A 21,952-nucleotide genomic window follows, 5' to 3' on the forward strand; every position below is an offset into this window, starting at 1 on the left:
GCATGGACAAGTTGTTGAATTGGCACCGCTTTTCAGGGGACGTCGGAGCGCATGGAAAATGTTCAGTCAACCCGGGGTCAGGTCCCCGCAGCTGGGGCTTGACGTCTTCGGAAACGTTGGATCTCCTTCTCCGCTGGCAGATTTCGGTAGATGAATTCAAGATAGTGAAACTGGCCCTGCGCGGCCGCGTCGGTCGGCACAGCGCTGAGCCGCACGGGAAAGCGAGCGGTGGAACATGGCAGACATTCGTCATCTGGTCATCGTGATGCTCGAGAACCGCTCCTTCGATCACATGCTGGGTTACCTGCGCGGCACGGGCATGGACGTCGATGGGGCGATCGGCGCGACGAACTCGGACGATAACGGCACGCCGATCACTGGATATCATCTCGAGAGCACGAGAGTCCGGATCCGCCCGTATCACCACCGGAAGGAGGTCGTGAGGCAGATCAACGGCGGCGCGATGGACGGCTTCGTGAAGGGCTACAGCACGAACAGCCACGTCGCCGAGATCATGAGCTGGTTCGACCAGCGCGATCTGCTGACGTACGATAGCCTGGCGCGACAGTTCGTCGTTTGCGACCGGTGGTTCGCTTCGTTCGCGGGCCCGACGTGGCCGAACCGGTTCTTCGCGCTATGCGGGACCAGCGGCGGGCGCACGGGCAACCTGCAATGGATCGACCACGCGACGTTCTTCGACTTGTTGCCGGTCGACTCGTGGCGCTACTACTCGCACGACATCGCGTTCTTGCGCACCGTCGAGAAATACAAGGGCCACCGCGGGCCGCCGATCGCGAAGATCTCCTCGTTCTACAGGGCCTGCCGTGAAGGCACGCTGCCCAGCGTCTCGTGGATCGACCCGAACTTCACGCTGGTCGACGTGGACGCGCTGCTGAACTGGGCGAATGACGACCATCCGCCGGCCGACGTGGCGCGCGGTCAGAACCTGATCGCGCGCATCTACAACCACCTGATCGCGAGCCCGTCCTGGCCGCACGTGGCGCTGGTCGTGACCTACGACGAGCATGGCGGGTTCTACGACCACGTGCGCCCGCCGCCGTCGCCCGCGAACGAGGCGGCGCCGTTCGACACGCTCGGCGTTCGCGTGCCGGCCTTCGTCGTCTCGCCGTGGGCTCCGCGCGGCGTGCCGTTCCACGGAACACTCGATCATACGTGCATCGCGCGCACCGCGCTCGAGCTGTTCGCGCCCGATCGCGTGAACGCGCTGAGCCCTCGGGTCAGCGCGTCTCCGAGCCTGCTCTCCGTGCTCAGCGAGCCGAGACCACGCACCGACCAGCGCAGGCTCGACGGTATCCCGATCCTGGAGACCGCGGTCGCCCCGATCCACATGGGCTCGACCGCCCCGCCCGGCTTTCACTCGATGGAGCTCACCGACGCCCAGCAGGAAATTCTGACGCTGAAGAAGGCCGCGCTCGAGGCCGGCGTGCCCGTCGAGAACCATTGAGCCAGAGCGCGGCCCTCCGCGGCCGCGCTCCCCTCCGAGCGAACCCGGCGTCGACGCGCCCTGCCTCGACGGGGAGCCCGCTCGCCGGCCAGCCGCGCCAGCCACGCGGTGACCTCTCCGCTTCGCGTCACGCGCCCTCCAGCGCCGCCGTGCAGTGCCCGCAGCGCACCGCCTTGATGGGGATGCTCATCGCGCACTCGGGGCACTCCTTCGTCGTCACCTCCTCCGCGTGCTGTCTCTGAAGCTTCCCCATGAGCCGCACCAGGAGGAAGACGCAGAGCGCGACGATGAAGAAGCTCACCAGGCTGTTGATGACGACCCCGTACTGGAGGAGCACCGCGCCGGCCTTCACCATCTCCTCGGGGGTCGCGTACGGACCGGGCCCGCTCGGGGGCTTCAGGACGATGTAGTGCCGGCTGAAATCGATGCCGCCCGTCAGGAGGCCTATCGGCGGCATGATCACGTGATCTACCAGCGTCTTGACGATGTTGCCGAACGCCGCGCCGATCACGACGCCCACGGCCATGTCGACGACATTGCCACGAACCGCGAACTTCTTGAAATCCTCCCAGAACATCGCTTCCTCCGGCGTCGGGGGCTCCTGCCCTCGCGATCGCACCGCTCCGGTATCATCTCTCCGCGATCAGGACGCTACCAGACGCCCGTGCGGACCGCGCGGCAGCGGCGGTCGCCGCCCTCCGCGCAGCCGCCGCCAGCAGCACGAACGGTGCCACCGGGCTCGTCCGTGGGCTCACCCTGGCTAGCCGCCCGCAACTGGCGCCCTCCGCGCGTTGCCTGCCGCGCTCCCGCGCGCTTCCTCGCTCGCCCCGCGCTCCCTCCCCGCTCTCCGCCCGCTCCCCGCCGCGCGTCGGGCCCCCGCCCGTCGGCTTCCCCGCGCTCGCAGCGCGGCCGCCGCCCCGCCCCCGTGCAAGAGCGCCACACCTGGGGCCAACTGCGCCACCTCCCACCGATTTCGCACATGGCGGTTTCCCGGCCCGGGGCGGCTCTCTAGGATGCGCGCCGGAGGAACCACCGAGCCATGGACCCCGACGCCGAGGCCGCCCTGCGCTACCGCGCCAAAGCCGAGCTGCGGAAGCGCGCTCGGGCCCTCCGCGGCTCCATCCCCCGCGACGCCATCCTCGAGCGATCGCGCCGGATCCAGCGCGCGCTCGCGGAGCTGCCGGCCCTCGCTGCGGCCCGGCGGGTCGCGCTCTTCTACCCGATCGAGGGGCGCAACGAGGTCGACCTCCGGGAGCTCGATCCGCTGCTGCGCGCCCGCGGCGCCCGGGTCGCGTACCCCTCCGTCGACCCCGAGTCGCGCGCCATGACCTTCCGCTTCGTCGAGGACCCCGAGGCCATGGAGGAGCGCGGCCTCGGCTTCCGCGAGCCCGGGGCGACCGACGAGGAGGCCGCGGCGCTCGACGTCATCGTCGTGCCCGCCCTGCAGATCGACGCCCGGGGGCACCGGATCGGCTATGGCGCCGGCTACTACGACAGCACCCTGCCGCGCTTCTGCCCCCCGGCGCATGCGGTGGGCGTCGTGTTCGACTTCCAGCTCATCGCCGAGGTGCCGGCGACCCCGGGCGACGTCCCGCTCGGGACCATCGTCACCGACGCCCGCGTGCTCGTCGCCGAACCCGCCTAGGATGCCCAGGGCGCAGGTGGGAGAGGACATCGCGAGCGACAGGCCCGTCCTCCTCGCGGCCATCGCCTCGGGCGCGATGATCGCCCAGCAGGTCGCCGGCCGGGCGACCCGTGACGCCCTCTTCCTCGCCAGCTTCGGCGCGGCCGACGTCCCCAAGGTCATGGCCGCCGGCGCGGCCCTGTCGTTCGCCGCCGTCGTCCTGCTCTCGCGCGCGCTCCTCCAGCTCTCCCCCGCGCGCGTCGTCCCGGCCACGTTCGCTGCGAGCTCCGTGCTCCTCGCCCTGGAGTGGGCCCTCGCCCGGCGCGCGCCCGGCGCCGCCGCCCTCGTCTTCTACCTGCACATCGCCGTCTTCGGCGCGACCCTCATCTCCGCCTTCTGGTCGCTCGTCAACGAGCGCTTCGACCCCCACACCGCCCGCCACTCCATCGGGCGCATCGCGGGCGGCGGGACCGTCGGCGGCGTGATCGGCGGCCTGTTCGCCTGGCGCGCCAGCCGCCTCATCGACGCCCCGACGATGCTCCTCGCCCTCTCCGCGGTGAGCGCGCTCACCGCCTGGGCGACCCACCACCTGGGCGCCGGCCTCGCGCGCGCGGCCCGCGCCACCGGCGGGGCAGGGCGCACCGAGGTTGAGGCGGGGCGCACCCAGGTTGAGGCGGGGCGCACCCAGGTTGAGGCAGGGCGCACCCAGGTTGAGGCGGGGCGCACCCAGGTTGAGGCAGGGCGCACCCAGGTTGGCGCCGGCGGGTCGGGGCTCGCCGCGCTGCGCGACAACAGCCACCTGCGCGACCTCGGCCTGCTCGTCGGGCTCGGCGCCGTGAGCGGCGCGCTGTTCGACGTGGCCCTCAGCGCCGAGGCGGCCGCCGCGATGACCGACCGCAACGCGCTGCTCTCGTTCTTCGCGCTCTTCCACCTCTCGGTGAGCGTGCTGTCGTTCCTCGTGCAGTCGCTCGCCGCCACCTTCTCGCTCGACCGGCTCGGGCTCGCCGCCACCATCGGCATCCTCCCGGCCGCGGTCGTCGCGAGCACCCTCTCCGTCGTGGTCGCGCCGCGGCTCTGGGCCGCCTCCATCGTCCGCGCGACCGAGGCGGTGCTGCGGAACTCGCTGTTCCGGTCGGGCTACGAGCTGCTCTACACGCCCCTGCCTCCGGACCAGAAGCGGTCGATCAAGACGCTCATCGACGTCGGCTTCGACCGCATCGGCACCGCGGCGGGCAGCGGCCTCGCGATGGCCCTGCTCGTGCTCGCTCCGGGCGGATCGCTCCCGCTGCTGCTCGGCCTCGGCGCGGCGGCCGCGGGCGTCACGCTGCTCTTCACGCCTCGGCTGCACCGGGGCTACGTCGCCGCGCTCGAGGGCAGCCTGCGCTCCGGCGCCGTCTCGCTCGACCCGACGAACGTCGTCGACGCGACCACCCGCCGCACCCTGAGCGGCACCGTTGACGCGCTCAGCCGCGACAAGGTCCTCACCGAGCTCGCCGCGCTCCGGAGCGCCGCGGCGGCGCGGCACGACGCCGGGCGCGCTCCCGCCGACGGCGAGCGCACGTCGCACCCCGGCCCGCCGCTCTCCGGCCGCTCACCGCTCTCCGGCCGCGCCTCGCTCTCCGGCCCCGCCCCCGGGGACTCGCCGCGGCCTCCGGCGGATGATCGCAGGGGCGTCGATGGGCCGCTGTCCGCGCGCGCCGCGTCGGCCGCGCTGGCGTCCGATCCGGTGCTCGCCGCCACGGCCGACCTGCGCTCCGGCGATCCCGAGCGGATCCGCCGGGCGCTCGTCCGGGAGCCGGACCCCGCGCTCGTGCCGCACCTCCTCCCGCTCCTCGAGCGCGAGGGGCTCACCTCCGAGGCGATCCGGGCGCTCCGCGCCGTCGCCCCCCGCGCGACCGGCCAGCTCACCGACGCGCTCCTCGATCCGTCCGTGAGCGTCGCCCTCCGGCGCCGCATCCCGCGGGTGCTCCAGGCCTGTCCCACCCAGCGCGCCGCCGACGGCCTGCTCCTGGGCCTCGCCGACGAGCGCTTCGAGGTGCGTTTTCAGTGCGGCGTCGCGCTCGCGCGGCTCCTCCAGCAGCGCGCGCCGATCCACCTGCGGCGCGACGACGTGATCGAGGCGGCGATGCGGGAGATCGCGATCGGCCGCCGGGTGTGGGACGCCCAGCCCCCCGGCGTCGCGCCCCCGGTCGAGGCGCCGCTGGCCGAGCGATGGCTCGTCGAGCGGACGAGCCGCAGCCTGGAGCACGTGTTCCGCGTCCTCTCGCTCTGCCTCGAGCGCGAGCCGCTCGAGATCGCCTACAGGGCGCTCCACGCCGACGACGCCCACCTCCGCGGGACCGCGCTCGAGTACCTGGAGAACGTCCTGCCGGCGCCCATCCGCGAGAGCCTCTGGCCGTACCTGGGCGCCCGCGCGCCCGCCCCACCCGAGCCAGACGCCGCCGAGCCGCGCGCGCCGCGCCTGCCCGAGCACGCGCTCGACGAGCTTCGCCGCTCTGCCGCCGGCATTCCGCGGCCGTCGATCTCCGCTGCGCGCCGACGACGAGAGCCACGCACGTAGCGCGTGCCCCACCGCTCGTCGCTCCGGCGAGCGACAAAAAAAAAGCGTCGCCGGGGCCTAGGGGGGGAGAGGCCGCACCAGCAACGCTCGCCCGTGAACTAGCAGCTCACATGCCACCGCGAGAAGACGGAAATAGATTTAAAATTCGCATAGATGTCCCGGGCGCATCCTCCCGGCGTTGCACTCCTGCGATTTCATCCTTGCAAACGAGCATCGTGTCGAGGACGTCCCCCACCCATCCGTCTCAAGGCGTTCCCCCCGGCCCTCTGCCCCATCTCCAGCGGTTTCCGCCCCCTCTCTGCCCCATCCAGAGCCGCAGCAGAGCGGCGGTCTCCCGCACAGGAGACGGGCCCAGATCGGCGTTTTCGGCGCGGAAGCGCACTCCGGTGCGCTGAGCACCGAAAACGTCGAGGTGGGCCCGTATCCGAAGCGGGTGACCGCCGCTCTAATGGAGGGGTTCGCGGCGGTGGGCGCGCTGGTCGAGGTGCTCGGCGATGGTGAGCCGGTCGGCGTCGCTCATGACCACGAAGCGGACGGCGAGCAGGTTGTCGCGGTCCCAGACCGGGCGGGCGCGCAGCCGGATGGGGCGCCCGACCCCGAGGTCGAGCTCGAACGGGGTCACGGCGGGCAGCGCCCGGCCTGCCAGCGCGGGCGCGCGCTCGACGACCATGCCCGTGGGGGAGAGATCGATCGCGCGACACCGGTGCCGGTGGCCATCGACGAGCGCCGAGACGGGGAAGTCGACCTGCGCGCGCGCGCCCTGCCTCCGATCCATGAAAGCCTCCTTGGTGTCCTCGTGACGCGGCGATCCTAGGTCGCGGGGCTCGTCCGGGCCAAACATCGGGCGGGCGAGCCGCGCGGTCCGCTCGCGGCGCCGGGGCGCGATCTCGGCGCTGTCCGCTCGGGGCGCGGGGGAGCGATCTCGGCGCGCGCGGGATCGGTGCGATATGCTGGCCCGTCGAAAGGAAGGTGTGGCGATGCCCACGTGCCGGGAATGCGATAACGAGGTCGACGAGCTCAAGACGATCAAGGTCGGAAGCAAGAAGAAGAAGGTCTGTGAGGACTGCGCCGACCGCGCGGCGCAGGAGGGCGCGATCGCCGAGGAGAGCGAGGCGGTGGTGCAGCAGATGATGGGCTTCAAGGGGAGGCGCTGACCGCTCGCACGCGCGCGCGCCCGCCGATTCCCGCCGATCTCCCCCGCGCGGCGAGCAGCGCGACGCCGCGCGGACGCCGCCGATCTCCCCGTCGAACGCCGGCCCGTCGTCCCTCTCCACGATCTCCCGCGAGCCCGTGCCGCGCGCGTCGCGGCAGGCCAGCCGCGACGCGCACGGCGGATCCTCCGCCAAGCGATCGAGCAGGGCTGCGAGCTGTCTTCTTGCTTGCGATGCAGCGGTGTCGCCGAGGAAGCGCGCGACCTCCCTCGGGTCACAGGCGCCGCGGCCGAGATAGCGAATGCAGGGGCAAGGTAGGTAAAGGTGTTTGGTCGACATGGAGAACGCTGTCGCATTGGGGGTTCACCCACATTTCCCCGGGGATTTCGTCTGCATTCAAGCGAGCGGACGACCACTTCTCTATACCTTCCTTACATCAGCGGACGGACTGCGCATTGCAGTTCTGCATCGAAAATTTGCAACCGCGATGTGAAAAGCGGCCGAGGTGTGCGACCTAATTGGGTGTTCGTTTCGTTTTCGAAAGCATTTCGTCTTGACCCGTCGTGTTAATCCGGGAATAAGTTGTTTCACGAGAGCGCCGGTATCCGCCCCTCTGGTGCTGAATGGTCTGCACCGATGGTTCGCGGCGCGAAGGCACGCAGCGGGAGGCTCCACTTCTGCCCCCTGGTGCTTTCGCCCGTTACGGTCCTGTTCACCACAGGGGTTTGACGACGCCGGGGGAGATAAAGCCATGCATTCAATTTCTCAAGGCTTTGGGTCGCTGTCGATTGCCGCCGGTAAGGTCATCGCTTCCCTGTTGGCGATGTCGATCGTCGGCTTCGGCTGCGCGCCGCTCGACGAGGACGTGACCGCAGAGGAGCTGGACGCGGAGGAGCAGGCGGCCGGCACGACGTATCAAGTTGGTCCCACGCGCACCTACAAGACCATCGGTGATGTAGCCAGCAGACTGCAGCCGGGCGACGTGGTGGAGGTCGACGGAAACGCCACGTACTCGGGCAACATCAGGCTCACGAAATGGGGCACGCCCACCTCGAAGATCACGATCCGCGGCGTTCGCGTCGGCGGGAAGCGCCCCGTCCTGAAGGGCGGCACCAACACGATCGAGATCAACGCGAACCACATCGTCTTCGAGGGGTTCGATGTGACGGGCGGCACCTCGAGGTGCATCTTCCAGCACGGGCACGATGTCACCATCCGTGACTCCGTGATCCACGATTGCCCAGCGCACGGGATCCTGGGCGCCGACAGCGATTCGGGTTCGCTGTTGGTGGAATACGTGGAGGTCTATAAATGCGGTAGCGGTACGCAGAAGCACCCGATCTACATCGCGACGGATGAGTCCGCCTACCCGGGCTCCGTGTTCCGGATGCAGCACAGTTACATCCACGACGCAATCGGTGGCAACGCGGTGAAGACCCGCGCGGAGCGGAACGAGATCTATTACAACTGGATCGAGGGCGGGCTCTACAAGGACCTCGAGCTCATCGGCCCCGACGGGCAGGATCCGGGGCTCGCGCGGGAGGACTCCGATGTGGTCGGCAACGTCTTCCGCAAGACGCACACGCAGTACGTGATCCGCGTCGGCGGCGACGGCACCGGCGACACCAACGGGCGGTATCGGTTCGTGAACAACACGTTCCTGCTGATGGCGGGGTCGAGCGCGGCGATCCACCTGTTCGATGGCATCGAGAGCATCGAGCTCCACAACAACATCTTCCATCGCGTCGGGGGCGGGAGCGTTCAGGTCTTCCGTGACGACGCGAGCTGGAAGACCGGCAGCCCGCTCATCAAGGGCGTCAACAACGCCGTGCCCACGGGCACGACGGTGCCTTCCGGCTTCACGGGGACGCTGATCGTGAGCGATCCCGGCTTCACGAGCATCGGCAACCGCGACGTGACGCTGCTCTCGACGAGCCCGCTGCGGAACGCGGGGGTCAGCTCGACGACGGGGATCTCGGGGCGCACGTTCCCGTCGCCGCTCGCGATGCCGCTCTACCACCCGCCGAAGGCGGCGCTCGCGGCCGTCGGCTCCGCGCAGCGGCGGACGGCCGTGGGCGCGGTCGACATCGGCGCGTTCGAGTTCGGGACGACGACCACGACGCCGACGCCCACGCCGACCACGCCGACGCCCACGCCGACGACGCCCACGCCCACGCCGACCACGCCCACCCCGACTCCGGTGTGCTCGGTCGTCAACGCTGGCCAATGGTTCAATTCGTCGCTGCCTTCGACCCAGCGGGGCACCTTCACGGCGACCTGGGACGTGACGCCGAGCGCGTCGAAGATCGACGCCGTGGTCGGCCTCTCGAGCGGCTCCGCGAGCCAGTGGACCCAGCTCGCCGCGATCGTCATCTTCGACGAGGAAGGCAATGTCCGTGTCCGGAACGGCGCGAGGTACCAGGCGCTCCGGGTGTTCCCGTACACCGGCGGGACGACCTATACCGTCCGGATGGTGGTCGACGTGGCGGCGAAGCGGTACTCGGTGTACATCCGGCCGAAGAACGGCACCGAGGTGCAGCTCGCGAGCAACTACGCGTTCAGGTCCGAGCAGGCCAGCGTCGCTTCGCTCGCGAACTGGGCGATGACGCAGACGATCGGAACGGCCACGCTGTCGGCCTGCAACTTCAAGATCCAGTGATCCCACGGGGGGCCGGCGCGACGAGCGCCGGCGCTTCCTCGAGGCGGTCGCCCGAGGGGCCCGGCGCGAGGAGACGGTGTTCTTCGCGCGGCGCGGGGACCCCGCCGGACTCACCTGAGACAAAGCTCCTCCGGCTTCACCGGAGGAGCTTTTTCATTTGGGCTCAGACATCGACGCTCCCCGCGCCGCGCGAAGAACACGGCCTCCTCGCGCCCACGGAGGCCGATGGGGCGTAGGCGATAACCATGCTTTGCGCCCTGAGCATGACCGAACGAGCCTGCTTGACGCCTCACGAAAGCGCCGCTCGGTCACATGGCCAGAGAGGGAGTTTGGGGGTGGCCGTGATGGACGCGGCGCCGGGCCGCCCCGGAGGCTCAGGCGAGGCCGCTGCGCTGGAGCAGGGCGTCGAGGGTGGGCTCGCGGCCGCGGAAGCTCCTGTAGAGATCCATCGGGTCCTGCGTGTCACCGAGCGCGAGGATCTGGCTCCGGAACGCGTCGCCCACCTTCCGGCTGAACAGGCCCTCTTCCTGGAAGCGGGAGAAGGCGTCGGCGTCCAGCACCTCGGCCCACTTGTACGAGTAATAGCCCGCTGCGTAGCCCACCGGGCTCGAGAAGAGGTGCGAGAAGCCGGCGATCATGGCGTAGCCCTCGGGCAGCGGGACGGGCGAGTAACGCCCGAGGACCTCGCGCGCGAACTCGACGACATCGCCCTGCTCTCCGGTCCAGTCCATGTGGAGCGCGAGGTCGATCTCGGCGAAGCCGAGCTGCCGCATCGTCGCGGCGCCCGCGCGGAACGTGCGGGCCGCGCGCATGCGCTGGAGCAGGTCGTCGGGGACGGGCGCGCCCGTCTCGTGGTGGCGCGCGAAGAGATCGAGCGCGTCCCGCTCCCAGCACCAGTTCTCCATGATCTGCGAGGGGAGCTCGACGAAGTCCCAGGCGACGTTGGTGCCGGCGAGGCTCCGGATCGGCACCCGGCTCGAGGCGTGGTGCATCATGTGGCCGAACTCGTGGAACAGCGTCTCGACCTCGCGGTGGTTGAGCAGCGCGGGGCGGCCGCCGACCGGCGGGGTGAAGCTGCCCGCGAGGACCTCGAGGTGGCGCGCGTCCTCGCCGGCCGCGCGCCCGTCCTCGCTCGGCGCGCCCGTGACGAGCCCGTGCATCCAGGCGCCGTCGCGCTTCTGCTCGCGCGGCACGAAGTCGAGATAGAAGGCGGCGCTCTGGGCGCCGTTCGGCTCGACGAGCTGGTAGGCGCGGACGCTCGGGTGCCACGTGGGGGCGGCCTGCCAGGGCGCGATGCGCACGCCGTAGAGGCGGTGGGCGATCTCGAACAGGCCGGAGACGACGCGATCCAGCGGGAAATACGGGCGGAGCGCCTCGTCGTCGAAATCGTAGCGGGCGCGGCGGAGCTTCTCGGCGTAGTAGGCGACGTCCCACGGCGCGAGCGGCGGCGCGTCCGGGCCCTCGATCTCGCGGCGGAAGGCGGCGAGATCTTCCTTCTCGCGGGCGAAGACCGGCTCGGTGCGCGCCCGCAGCGTGTCGACGAAGCGGCGCGCCGCGGCGCCCGTCTTCGCCATCCGGTCCTCGAGCACGAGATCGGCGAAGCTCGCGTAGCCGAGCAGCCTCGCCTTCTCCCCGCGGAGCTCGAGGATGCGGCGGATGAGCGGCCGGTTGTCGTGGTCGGCCTCGGTCGCCCGCGTGTTGAAGGCGCGGTAGAAGCGCTCGCGGATAGCGCCGTCGTCGAGGTGCGTGAGCACGGGGATGTAGCTCGGCGCCTGCAGCGTGAAGCGGTAACCCTCGATGCCCCTGTCCTTCGCGCCCTGACGGGCCGCCTCGACCGCGCTCGGCGGCAGGCCGGCGAGGCGGGCGGCGTCCTCGACCACGAACTCGAAGGCGTTCGTCGCGTCGAGCACGTTCTGCGAGAAGCGCAGGGTGAGCGTGGCGAGCTCGACGTCGATCTCGGAGAGGCGCTTCTTGCCGACCGGGTCGAGCTCGGCGCCGCTCCTCCGGAAATCATCGAGGGTCTTCTTCAGGAAGCGGCGCTGTGGGCCCGTCAGCGCCGCGGCCTCGGGCGTGGCCGCGTACGCCTTGAGCGCGCCGTAGACGCCCTCGTTGAGGGCGATGCCGCTCAGGAACTCGCTGACCTCCGGCTGGACGGCGTTGTACGCGGCGCGCAGCGCGGGTGTGGTGGACGTCGATTCGAGGTGGGAGACGACGTTCATGGCGCGGTCGAGCCGCTCGGTGACGGCCTCGAGCGCGGCGAGGGTGTTGCCGTAGGTGCGGGGGCCGGGCGCCGCGACGAGCGCGTCGAGCCGGGCGCGGGCGTCCTGCAGCAGCGCGCGCACCGCGGGCTCTACGTGCTCGCTCCGGATGCGATCGAACGGGATCTCGAAGCCGAGAGTGAGCAGGGGATTGTCGGTCGCTTCGGTCATATCGCTCCTGGTTGGGCTTGATGGGGCCGGCGGGCGGGCGCGAGCCGGCGACCCTCGGCCGGTCCGCGCAGCCCTACCTTGGTAAAGGCGCCGGCGAGGGTTGGCCAGTAGTTCGTCGTCCAAGTTCTTCCATGGTGGATGGAAGGGGGCCGAGCGCCCTCCCCGGGGGCCTGATGTCACGGCGAGGGCGGAGCTCGGTGAGACGAGGTGAAGCGCGGGCGAGCGGCTAGACGCCCAGCCACCGCGCGACGATCGTGGCGAGCACGTCGGACGTCCCCGAATGGATGCTGCCGCCCAGGGCGTCGTCGATGGCGGAGGGGAGGCCGCTCTCCTCGAGGTAGCCAGCGCCGCCGCGGAGCCGGAGGTCGTCGAGCGCGGACGCCACGGCCGAGTCCGCCGTGTGCCACTTCGCGAGCGCGGCCTCGGCCTGGCCGCGCTCGCCCTGGTCCAGCGCCCACGCGGCGCGGTAGATGAGCAGCCGCGACGTCTCCAGCCGCAGCTTCATCTGCGCGAGGCGGTGCGCGACGGCCTGGTGGCGGGCGATCGCCTGGCCGCCGATCTCGCGCTCGCGGGCGAAGCGGACGGCGTCGCCGAGGGCGCGCTCCATGGCGCCGAGGCGGAAGGCGAGGATGAGCGCGCGCTCGAAGGTCATCGCGATCTGGAAGACGGCGAGGCCGGCGCCGGCGCGGCCGAGGAGCGCGTCGTGGCCGACCTCGCAGCCGGCGAACGAGACGGGCGCGAGCCGCGCGCCCCGGAGGCCCGCGGTCGCGAGCGGCGCGCCGGGGAGGATGCGCGCGGCGCCCTCGCCCGCGGCGCGGGGGACGAGCAGCGCGGTGAGGCCGCGCGCCGGGGCCCCTCCGGCGCGGCCGCCGCCGTCGCGCGCGATCGCGAGGTACACGTCGGCCCGGTCGGCCCAGGTCACGTACCGCTTGTCGCCGGTGAGCCGGTAGCCGGCGTCCGTGCGGTCGGCCCTGGCCTGCGCCGACGCGACGTCCGAGCCCGCGCCGGCCTCGGTCGCGGCGACCGTCGCGATGCACGCGCCGCTCGCCATCGGCGGCAGCCACGCGCGCTGCTGCGCGGGCGTGCCCACGCGCGCGAGCAGGAGCGCCACGCCGAAGAGGTGCGCCCCCGCGGCGAGCAGGACGCCGCCGTCGCGCAGCGTCGCGCCGAGGCCCTCGTAGGCGAGCGCCGTCGTGACGAGGTCGAGGCCCTCGCCGCCGAGATCGCGGGCGATCGGCAGGCCGAGGGCGCCGCCCCGGGCGAGGACGCGCATGCGATCGTCCGGGGCCGCGGCGTCGGCCTCCGCGCCGAGGGCCCGCATGCGGTCGTGGACGGCGCGCTGGGAAGGGGTCCACCCGAAGTCCATCGTCGCTGCGATACCAGAGCCGGCGAGGGGCGGGGAGGAGACGAGGACGGCGCGCGCGCTCAGTAGGGGCGCTCTCCGGCGAAATTGCCGGGAGGATCGTAGTTGCACACCCAGATCTGCCAGGTGCCACCGCCGAACGGCGAGCCGGTCGTGCAATCGGCGACCCCGCAGCCGAGCCGCAGGGAGTCGGCCCATACCACCTGCGTGTAATGGCCGCAGGTGGAGCTGCAGGCATTGCTCGCAAGGTCGTAGTTGGCCGCCTCGTCGACCCACGAAGCGACGACATCCTCCGGTGTGGGTGACGCGCCGGTCGACGCGAAGATGTTTTCTCCATAATCGCTCGCGCTATGGCCGAATATGCACCGGGCGGCATAGGCCTGAGCCACCGCGGCGATCTCGGGCGACCACAAGAGAGGGGGCACCGGCTGATCGGCGGGCGGGTCGACGGTGGCGCGCGCGGCGTTGTGGGCCGCCGTCATCCCGGTCATCCTGGGCGGCTCGCCGGCGGCCTGGCCGCTCGTCGGGCCCTCGTCGTCGGACGAGGCGCCGCAACCGGCCGTCAGGGCGAGCAGGAGAGAGAGCTGCACGAACCGGGGGAGCCGTGGGCCGAGCGTCTTCACGGGGCCATTGTCCTACGGCTCGACCGAGCTCTGCAACGGCGATTCGATGATGGCTGGTTGAGCCCACGACGTGCCGTGTCATGGCGCGCCCGCAGCGCTGCCTGGACGGCGGCGACCGGGCGTTCTTCCTACCACTGCCGTCGGCATGAACATCAACAGATCTCGTCGTCGTTGGCTCCCGTGCTGACGGGCTTCGCCCTAGGGTGACGTCGAGACGAGCAACAATTCCGCAGCATGGGCCTTGTCATGTGGGTCGATCTATGAGCTATTGTCGCCCTGCTTCGGAGGCGGCCGCAGGCCGAGCTCGGAGGCGAGTGTGCTCCCTCATGGGGGTTCACCGCTCTCCGTGGCAGTCCCGCACCAGCTGCATGCCCGACAAAGAACGAAGGAGTTTCCCGATGAATATCCGTGTGACGTGGCGAATCGCGGCATTCCCGCTGGCGCTGGCGGGGCTCTCCGTCATCCCGGCGATGGGGTGTGACAAGGTCTCGGAGCTGCAGAATGACGTCTGCTGTCGCGACTTCACGCCGGGCGCCGATCTCGCCACGGTGGAATGGGGTCTCGAGGGCGAAGCAGAGCTCAATTATGGTGCCTTCATGCAGTCCGTGTCGGACTTCACGGGCGCCGCGGGCGCCATCGTGGCGGACGTGACGAGCGCCTGCCAGGCGATTGCGCTGGACCTCGGCGCGGACGTCGCGACGATCACGGCGACGAAGCCGAACGAACGGGCGGAGCAATGGTGTGAGCTCGCCGTCGACGCGCTCGGGGACGCGACGGCCGGCCTGTCGATCACCTTCCAGCCGCCGAGCTGCACGGTCGACGCGAGCGTGCAGGCGAACTGCGAGGCGAGGTGCAGCGCCAACGTCGAGTGCCAGCTGACCCCGGCGGAGGTCGTCGCGCGCTGCGATCCCGGCCAGCTCTCGGGGCGGTGCGAGGGGAAGTGCACCGGCTCGTGCGAGGGCTCGGCCAACCTGGCGGTCCACTGCGAGGGCACGTGCCAGGGGACGTGCGAGGGCACGTGCGACGGCGAGTGCTCCGCGACGACCGCCGGCGGCGACTGCCGCGGCGAGTGCCAGGGCACCTGCACGGGCGAGTGCCGTGGCTCGTGCGCGTTCGCGGCCGAGGCAGAGGTGCAGTGCAACGCCGATTGCTCGGGCTCGTGCGACGTCCAGTTCAAGGCGCCGAAGTGCAAGGCCGAGCTCAAGCCGCCGAGCGCCGAGTGCCAGGGGTCCGCGGAGTGCAGCGGCTCCTGCGAGGCGAGCGCGAGCGCGAAGGCCAGCTGCAGGGAGCCCGCGGTCAACATCGAGGGTGGGGCCGACGTCGAGGCGGCGATCGCGACGCTCAAGGCGAACCTGCCGCGGCTCCTCGTCGTCGCGCACGCGCGCGGCGAGCTGCTCCTCGCCAGCGCCCAGGCGGTGGTCGAGGCGGGCGGCCACCTCGAGGGCGCGGCCACGGGCAGCGTGAAGGCGGGGGCGTGCCTCATCCCGGCCACCAATGCGATCACGCAGGCGGTCGAGAACATCCAGGCGGGCATCGCGGGCAGCGGCAGCGTGATGGCGAAGCTGGAGATCGCCCCCCCGAGCCCGTGAGCGCAGGGCCCTCGAGTGCAGGCCCGGCAGCGGCGCAGGCCGCGGCCGGGCGCGCGTGAAGGACCCGTCAGGCCAGCCGCTGGCGCAGGCCGCTCACCGCGGCGCTGCGCCCCTGGTCCGGGCGCGGAACGCCTCCGGCGTCACGCCGGTCCAGCGCCGGAACGCCCGGTGGAACGCGCTCGGCTCGGAATAGCCGAGCAGATACGCCACCTCGCCGATCGCCATGTCCGCGTCGAGGAGCGCCGCAGCGCGGCCGCGCCGGACCTCGTCGAGCAGGGCGTGGACCGACGTTCCCTCGTCGCCGAGGCGGCGCTGGAGCGTGCGCGGGCTCATCCGCAGGCGCGCCGCGAGCGCGCCCAGGTCGACCCCCTCGCGCAGCCGCTCGCCGAGGAGCGCGCGCACCCGGTCGGACAGCGCGGGCGGCGCCGCGCCCGGCAGGCGCGCCGCGGCGGCGCTCATGTGGCGCTCGAGGAACGCGGCGAGCACCTCGTTCGCGTGCGGCAGCGGGCGGGCGAGCTCTTCCACCGGCAGGACCAGCTCGGTGGCCGGCGCCTCGAAGAGCACCGGCGAGCCGAGCCGCCGCGCCTTCTCCTCCGGATCACCCGCCGGCGCGTGGCGAAAGCGCACCGCGAGCGCCTGGAGCGGCGCGCCGCACATGCGCCCGGCGTTCACGAGCACGTCGAACGCGAACATCTCCGCGAGCTGGCCGTGGGCCGGCCGGTCGGGCCCGAAGGGCACGAACCCGAGGTGCGCGCGGCGCCCGCGGATCTCCAGCGTGTGGCGCTCGCCCTCGTTCCAGATCTGCTGGTAGCGGAGCATCCGGAGGAACGACTCTCCGAGGGTCGGGCTGCTCATGGCCAGGAAGCCGAGCGCGTCGAAGTGCTCCGGCTCGAAGCGCGCCGCGAAGTCGAGGCCGAGGTGCGGATCGGCGGTCGCCGCCACGGCCGCCTCGATGAGCGCATAGAACGCCGCGAGCGGCACGCGGGCGTCCGGATCGGCGAGCGCCGCGCCGGCGAGCCCCGCGGCCTCGAGCAGCGCCCGCCGATCCGCCCCGCGCTCCGCGGCGTGGTCCGCGAGCTGCGCGGCGGTGCGGGCCCAGATCGTCGGGGCGGGCGCCCGCGGGGCCTGGCGCCGCATGTCAGCCCTTGTGGCGCGCGCTGTCACGGCTCCCCGGCCGGGCAGGCCCCAGGCTTCCGGGCGATCGGAGGAGCATCATGCGAAAGCACGGCATCGAGGAAGGGCGCGGCGCGTTCGTCGAGGGCGCCTGGTACATCATCGCGGACGCGGCCAGTGTGGGCAAGCGGCCGGTCGCCGTCGAGCGCTTCGGGACGCGGCTCGTGCTGTTCAGGGACGAGCGCGGCGCCCTGGTCGCGGCGCGGGCGCGCTGCCCGCACCGCGGCGCGGACCTCGGCATGGGGCGGGTCGTGGACGGGGCGATCGAGTGCCCGTACCACGGCTTCCGGTTCGCCTCGGACGGGCGCTGCGTCGCGATCCCGTGCGAGGGGCGCGGCGCGGGCGCGCGCGGCGCGGGGGATGCGCTCGCGCTGACCCGGTACGAGGCGCGGGAGCACCGGGGCTTCGTGTGGCTCTTCTGGGGCGAGCGGCCGGCCGAGCTGCCGCCGGTGCCCTGGTTCGATGGCCTGCCGCCGGACGAGCGGCACGCCCACACGGCGTCGATCGACTGGGACGTGCCGTTCGCGCGCGCGATGGAGGGCATGCTCGACCTCCACCACCTGCCGTTCGCGCACCGCCCCTGGGTCCCCGGCGTCGGCGCGATGCTCGACCCTTGCGAGGTCCGCGTGGACGGCGATGTCATCCACGCCGAGGCGGTGCTGCGCCACGACGACGGGGAGCCGTGGGACGGCCGTCGGGGGTGGAGGTTCGAGATGGAGGTGCGCTTCCCGGGCGTGCTGCGCCTCTCGTTCGGGAAGCGCGTGGTGGGCATGGCGGGGTGCGCGCCGATCGACGCGGAGCGGACGGCGATCGTGGGGCGGTATTACGTGCCGATTCCGGTGATCGGGCGGCTGCTCGCGTGGCTCGGGTTGCGGGCGGAGTTCTGGCTGATCCAGCCGGGCGACGAGCGGATGCTCGCGTCCTCGGAGCCGCGCGACGCGGATCTCGACGCGTGCCGCTTCGTGCGCGCGGACGCGGGGATCCTCGCGTGGCACAAGATGCGGCGGGCGCGGCTGAAGGCGCAGCGCGCGGGGGAGCCGCGCCGGCTGCCGGTCGAGGCGGGGTGAGGCGGCGCCGGGCAATTCACGATCGCACGGATCTGCTCTACGACGATGTTGAAAACCTATCCAGCGGTCAACTGGCGCGCTCCTGACAAGGGGCGTGTGCAGGCCAGTTGCTCGTCGATAGGGCCCCACCTACGCGCCATCTCGTGATGTCTGTGATCGCGAGATGCGCGAGGAGCGTGGGGGGGCGGCGGGCCATTGGTGTGACCGCGGCGTGGGGCGGCGCGGGGGGCTGCGTGGTGCGTCAGCCGCGCGTCGAGACGAGGGTCTGGACCACGAGCCGCAGATCGTCCACGTCGAGCGGCTTGTCGAGCACCGCGTCGGCGCCGAGGCGGTAGGCCTCCGCGTGCGTCTCCGGGTCGCCGAACGCGGTGATGAGGACCACCGGCGTCGTCCAGTCGTCGCGGCGCAGCCCGGCCAGCAGATCGAGCCCGCTCGCGCCTGGCATCCGGATGTCGCTCACCACGACATCGACCGGGGCGCCGTTCCCGGAGACGAGCGCTTCGCCCATCAACTCGAGGAGGTGCTTGGCGTCGTGCGCCTCCAGGACCTCGTAGCCGTCGCGGCGGAGGGCGGTGGCGAGGAGCAGCCGCAACTCCCTGTCGTCTTCGGCGAGCAGCACGCGGATGGGGGGCGCGCCGGGGTGGACGCACGGCACCGGCGCGGGGGGCGTATTCAGGATCGAGGCAAGACCGCGCATCGAGTCGGGGGGCATCGGGCTCTCTCCTTGGTGGGAGGCCTGTACTGCAGGCCGCGTGCCGCCCGCCGGCGACCGTCCTGAACCGACCCGGGTTGAGGTGGCTGGGTTGGGTGGCCGGAACCGACCCGGGTTGGGGGGCCCGGAACCGACCGAGGTTGAGGTGATCCGGAACCGACCCGGGTTGGGTGGCCCGGAACCGACCGAGGTTGAGGTGGCCCGGAACCGACCCGGGTTGGGGGGCTGGCCGGAACCGACCGAGGTTGAGGTGACCCGAAACTGACCCGGGTTGGGGGGCTGGCTGGCCGGAACCGACCGAGGTTGAGGTGGCCCGGAACCGACCCGGGTTGGGGGGCTGGCCGGAACCGACCGAGGTTGAGGCAGCAAGGTTGAGGCAGCAGGCGCCACCCAGGTTGCGGCGGACGGGCGGGTTGCAGCGGACCGGCGGCGACCCCCGCGTCGGCCATCCGGGGTGGGGCGTCGTTCCCCGCCCGGGGTATTCCTCCGCGCCTCAGCTCCCCTTCGTCCCCCCGGCGCCCGGCTCCCACCGCTCCAGCTTCCGGTGCAGCGTCTTCCGGTCCAGCCCCAGGATCCTCGCCGCCAGCGTCTTGTTCCCGCCCGCCGCCTCAAGCACCCGCAGGATGTACCGCCGCTCCACCTCCTCGAGCGGCACCAGCTCGGACGGGTCGTCCCCCGCCACGAGCACGTGCGACGGCCGGTGCTCCCGGATCTTCGCCGGCAGGTCCTCCACCGTGATCTCCGGGTACGCCGTGAGCGCCACCGCCCGCTCCATGCAGTTCTGGATCTCCCGCACGTTGCCCGGCCACGTGTACGCGAGCAACCGCTCGGCGGCCGCCGGTGACAGGCCGACCACCTCCTTGTCCCAGCGCGTGGCGAAATCCTCGATGAAGCGCTGCGCGAGCAGCAGCACGTCGCTGCCCCGCGCCCGCACGGGCGGCAGCTCCACGTGGAGCACGTTGATCCGGTAGTACAGGTCCTCCCGGAAGCGGCGCGCCTCGACGGCCTCGTCCAGGTCGCGGTTCGTCGCGGCCATGATGCGCGCGTCGAACGGCACCTCCGCGTTCCCGCCCACCGGGCGCACCCGGCGCTCCTGGAGGGCGCGGAGCAGCTTCGGCTGCACCGCGAGCGGCAGCTCCCCGATCTCGTCGAGCAGCAGCGTCCCGCCGTTCGCCTCGACGAACAGCCCGGCGCGCGCCGTGCGCGCGTCGGTGAACGCCCCCCGCACGTGCCCGAAGAGCTCGCTCTCGATCAGCGACTCCGGCACCGCCGCGCAGTTGATCGCCACGAACGGCCCCTCCTTGCGGCGGCTCCGCGCGTGCATCGCCTTCGCGACGACCTCCTTGCCCGTCCCGCTCTCGCCGGTGATGAGCACCGTCGCGTCCGCGTCGGCGATGCGCTCGATCAGGTCCTGCACGCCCCGCATCGCGGCGCTCCGGCCGATGAGGTCCGGGAACCCGCCGGGCCCGGCCACGGCGCGGCGCAGCCGCCGCACCTCGGCCTTGAGCGCGTGGTGCGCGATCGCCCGCTCCAGCGCCAGCGCCAGCGCCTCGATGTCGACCGGCTTGGTCACGTAGTCGTACGCGCCCGCGCGGATCGCCTGCACCGCGGTCTCGATGCTGCCGAACGCGGTGATCACCACGACCGGCACGTCCGGCCGGATCTCGGCCGCCCGCCCGCAGACCGCGATCCCGTCCATCCCGCGCATGTTCAGATCGGTCAGGATGACGTCGAAGCCCTCGTCCGCCTCGAGCAGCGCGAGCGCCTCCGCCGGTGAGGTCCTGGTCGTCGCCTCGACGCCGCGCGACCGCAGGTCCGCCGAGAGCCACGCGCACATCGCCTCGTCGTCGTCGATGATCAGCGCTCGCCTGCCCATGGTCACCTCGATGGCTCGCCCGCCATCTCTCCTCGATAACTCGCGTAGTACAGCGCCCCGCCCGCGGCCAGCCGCGCCGCGGCGGCCGCCCCGGCCAGCGCGCCCTCGGCCCGCGGCCGCCGGGCTCGCGTCATCCTGCGTCCTCCTGGCCGCTCGGCGGGAGGTACACCGTGAACGTCGAGCCCTTGCCGAGCTCGCTCTCCGCGCCGATCCAGCCCCCGTGCTCGCGCACGATCCCGTAGGACACGCTCAGCCCGAGGCCCGTGCCCTCGCCGACGTCCTTCGTGGTGAAGAACGGCTCGAAGATGCGGAGGATGTTCTCGGGCGCGACCCCCTCCCCGCCGTCGGTCACCCGGACGGCGACGTGCTCGCCCTCGGCGCCGCCGTGGTCGGCCGGCGGGCGCGCGCGGGCGCGCTCCACCCGCACGGTGAGCTCGCCGCCCCGCTTCATCGACTGCATGCCGTTCATGATGAGGTTCGTGAGCACCTGCTGCATCTGCCCCGAGTCCACCTCGGCGCGCGCCGCCCCGCCGCTCGCCTCGTCGAGGCGGAGCGTCACGCTCCGCTTCCGGGCGAGGGGCTCGAGCAGCGCCAGCGTCTGGCGCGCGATGTGCGCGAGATCGGCCGGCGCCTTCTGCGCCACCCGGCGACGCGCGAAGTCCAGCAATTGCCGGATGATCTTCGTCATCCGGTCCGCCTGCTCGGCGATGATGCGCGCGCTCTCCGCCGCCTCCTCCTGCGGCAGGCCGCGCGCGATCATCTTGGCGCGGCCGCCCACCACGTTGAGCGGCGTGCCGAGCTCGTGCGCGAGCCCCGACGCCAGCTTGCCCACGGTGGTGAGCCGATCCGCGTGCCGGAGCTGCTCCAGCGCCGCGATGCGCGCGGTCGTCTCGCGGCCCGCGCGCTCGCGCGCCTCGGCCAGGTGCTCGCACATCGCGTTGATCTCGTCGGCGATCCGCCCGAGCTCGTCGCGCTGCGGCAGGAGCAGCGGCCCGCCGAGGTCGCCCTCCCCGATCCGCCGCGCCTTGTCGACGAGCCGCCGCGTCGGGCGCCCGACGAGGACCTGCCCGAAGGTCATCGCCAGGAGCCCGCTCAGCGCCGCGAGGGCGATGATGGTGGCCACGGTGTTGACCACGCTCGCCTGGACGTACGCCTCTTCCTCCTCGAGCGACTCGGAGATCTCGATGGCGCCGACGCGCTCGGGCTCCACCCCGACGGGCGCGTACGTGTAGAAGCGCCCGCTCTTGTCGCCCTTGCGCTCGATCCGGAACACCTCGGTGCCCCGCGAGAGATCCTCGATCTCGGCGGCGGGCAGCGCGGGCGCGAAGCGATCCCCGGCCGGCGCGTCGAGCCACACCCAGCGGAAGCGCACGCCGTCGTCGCGCTCGCTCATCTCGTCGAGCAGCTGGAGCGCCTCCCCCATCCCGTCCCGGCGCCACGTCTCGACCACCGCCGCGCGGAGCGCGATGCCGATGAGGTGCTCGTCGCGCCGCATGTCCGCCTCGAAGAGCGCCCGCTCGCGCCGGACGGAGAGGTAGCCGTACAGGCTGAGCGCCGCGCACATCACGAGGACGAGGGCGAGGGTGAGCTTGCTGGCGAGTCGCATGAGGTCGCCGGTAGGATGCAGGACGCGTACGCGTTCTCAAGGTGTCCGTCCGCAC

General features: G+C 72.1%; 17 protein-coding genes. 7 read left to right on the forward strand and 10 right to left on the reverse strand.

Annotation, left to right across the window (positions count from 1 at the left end):
- Positions 1–235 precede the first annotated feature (235 nt).
- A complete protein-coding gene (locus ACSRUE_RS13685) occupies positions 236–1,465 on the forward strand; it encodes a phospholipase C (protein WP_441291374.1) in 1,230 nt (409 codons plus the stop codon).
- A 127-nt stretch (positions 1,466–1,592) separates the two neighbouring features.
- Here the strand turns inward: ACSRUE_RS13685 and mscL are convergent, their stop codons facing one another.
- Positions 1,593–2,042, reverse strand: a complete 450-nt coding sequence (mscL, locus tag ACSRUE_RS13690; RefSeq protein ID WP_437764591.1) for a large conductance mechanosensitive channel protein MscL — start codon at positions 2,040–2,042, stop codon at positions 1,593–1,595.
- 462 nt (positions 2,043–2,504) lie between these two features.
- On the opposite strand from mscL, the gene ACSRUE_RS13695 reads away from it, so the two are divergent.
- Complete coding sequence (locus ACSRUE_RS13695) at positions 2,505–3,110, forward strand: 5-formyltetrahydrofolate cyclo-ligase (RefSeq protein ID WP_441291375.1); 606 nt, start codon at positions 2,505–2,507, stop codon at positions 3,108–3,110.
- 16 nt (positions 3,111–3,126) lie between these two features.
- Positions 3,127–5,649 carry a hypothetical protein gene (locus ACSRUE_RS13700; protein WP_441291376.1) on the forward strand — a complete coding sequence of 841 codons (2,523 nt, stop codon included), beginning with the start codon at positions 3,127–3,129 and terminating at the stop codon, positions 5,647–5,649.
- Between the two features lie 445 nt (positions 5,650–6,094).
- Here ACSRUE_RS13700 and ACSRUE_RS13705 read toward each other — a convergent pair whose 3' ends face one another.
- On the reverse strand, positions 6,095–6,424 hold the full coding sequence (locus ACSRUE_RS13705; RefSeq protein ID WP_272104316.1) for a PilZ domain-containing protein: 330 nt from the start codon (positions 6,422–6,424) through the stop codon (positions 6,095–6,097).
- A 202-nt stretch (positions 6,425–6,626) separates the two neighbouring features.
- Between ACSRUE_RS13705 and ACSRUE_RS13710 the strand changes: the two genes are divergently transcribed.
- Both ACSRUE_RS13710 and ACSRUE_RS13715 read left to right on the forward strand, forming a co-directional pair.
- Positions 6,627–6,803 (forward strand): hypothetical protein, encoded by a 177-nt coding sequence (locus ACSRUE_RS13710; RefSeq protein ID WP_157907138.1) that lies wholly within the window; start codon positions 6,627–6,629, stop codon positions 6,801–6,803.
- A gap of 820 nt (positions 6,804–7,623) precedes the next feature.
- Positions 7,624–9,459, forward strand: a complete 1,836-nt coding sequence (locus ACSRUE_RS13715) for a hypothetical protein (RefSeq protein WP_441293085.1) — start codon at positions 7,624–7,626, stop codon at positions 9,457–9,459.
- A 374-nt stretch (positions 9,460–9,833) separates the two neighbouring features.
- Here ACSRUE_RS13715 and ACSRUE_RS13720 read toward each other — a convergent pair whose 3' ends face one another.
- The 3 genes from ACSRUE_RS13720 to ACSRUE_RS13730 all read right to left on the reverse strand — a co-directional run bounded on the left by ACSRUE_RS13720 (position 9,834) and on the right by ACSRUE_RS13730 (position 13,874).
- The gene (locus ACSRUE_RS13720; protein ID WP_441291377.1) at positions 9,834–11,888 is read right to left on the reverse strand and encodes a M3 family metallopeptidase; all 2,055 of its coding nucleotides are present in this window, start codon (positions 11,886–11,888) and stop codon (positions 9,834–9,836) included.
- Positions 11,889–12,114: 226 nt separating this feature from the next.
- Entirely contained in the window at positions 12,115–13,254 is a 1,140-nt protein-coding gene (locus ACSRUE_RS13725; RefSeq protein ID WP_441291378.1) for an acyl-CoA dehydrogenase family protein, read from the reverse strand.
- 59 nt (positions 13,255–13,313) lie between these two features.
- On the reverse strand, positions 13,314–13,874 hold the full coding sequence (locus tag ACSRUE_RS13730; protein ID WP_441291379.1) for a CAP domain-containing protein: 561 nt from the start codon (positions 13,872–13,874) through the stop codon (positions 13,314–13,316).
- 398 nt (positions 13,875–14,272) lie between these two features.
- On the opposite strand from ACSRUE_RS13730, the gene ACSRUE_RS13735 reads away from it, so the two are divergent.
- Positions 14,273–15,463, forward strand: coding sequence for a hypothetical protein (locus ACSRUE_RS13735; RefSeq protein WP_441291380.1), 1,191 nt, complete (start codon positions 14,273–14,275; stop codon positions 15,461–15,463).
- 93 nt (positions 15,464–15,556) lie between these two features.
- Here ACSRUE_RS13735 and ACSRUE_RS13740 read toward each other — a convergent pair whose 3' ends face one another.
- Entirely contained in the window at positions 15,557–16,600 is a 1,044-nt protein-coding gene (locus ACSRUE_RS13740) for an AraC family transcriptional regulator (RefSeq protein WP_441291381.1), read from the reverse strand.
- 77 nt (positions 16,601–16,677) lie between these two features.
- Here ACSRUE_RS13740 and ACSRUE_RS13745 point away from each other — a divergent pair, with 77 nt between their 5' ends.
- Positions 16,678–17,703, forward strand: coding sequence for a Rieske 2Fe-2S domain-containing protein (locus tag ACSRUE_RS13745; protein WP_441291382.1), 1,026 nt, complete (start codon positions 16,678–16,680; stop codon positions 17,701–17,703).
- 241 nt (positions 17,704–17,944) lie between these two features.
- On the opposite strand, the gene ACSRUE_RS13750 is transcribed toward ACSRUE_RS13745, so the two are convergent.
- The 4 genes from ACSRUE_RS13750 to ACSRUE_RS13765 form a co-directional block, all read right to left on the reverse strand.
- A complete protein-coding gene (locus tag ACSRUE_RS13750; protein WP_437764600.1) occupies positions 17,945–18,415 on the reverse strand; it encodes a response regulator in 471 nt (156 codons plus the stop codon).
- A gap of 493 nt (positions 18,416–18,908) precedes the next feature.
- Positions 18,909–20,291 (reverse strand): sigma-54-dependent transcriptional regulator, encoded by a 1,383-nt coding sequence (locus ACSRUE_RS13755; protein ID WP_441291383.1) that lies wholly within the window; start codon positions 20,289–20,291, stop codon positions 18,909–18,911.
- A gap of 2 nt (positions 20,292–20,293) precedes the next feature.
- On the reverse strand, positions 20,294–20,425 hold the full coding sequence (locus ACSRUE_RS13760; RefSeq protein ID WP_441291384.1) for a hypothetical protein: 132 nt from the start codon (positions 20,423–20,425) through the stop codon (positions 20,294–20,296).
- Entirely contained in the window at positions 20,422–21,897 is a 1,476-nt protein-coding gene (locus tag ACSRUE_RS13765; protein ID WP_441291385.1) for an ATP-binding protein, read from the reverse strand. The genes ACSRUE_RS13760 and ACSRUE_RS13765 overlap by 4 nt, the downstream gene beginning before the upstream one ends.
- Positions 21,898–21,952 lie beyond the last annotated feature (55 nt).

The organism is Sorangium sp. KYC3313 (assembly GCF_052075895.1).
Taxonomy (GTDB): Bacteria; Myxococcota_A; Polyangia; order Polyangiales; family Polyangiaceae; genus Sorangium; species Sorangium cellulosum_B.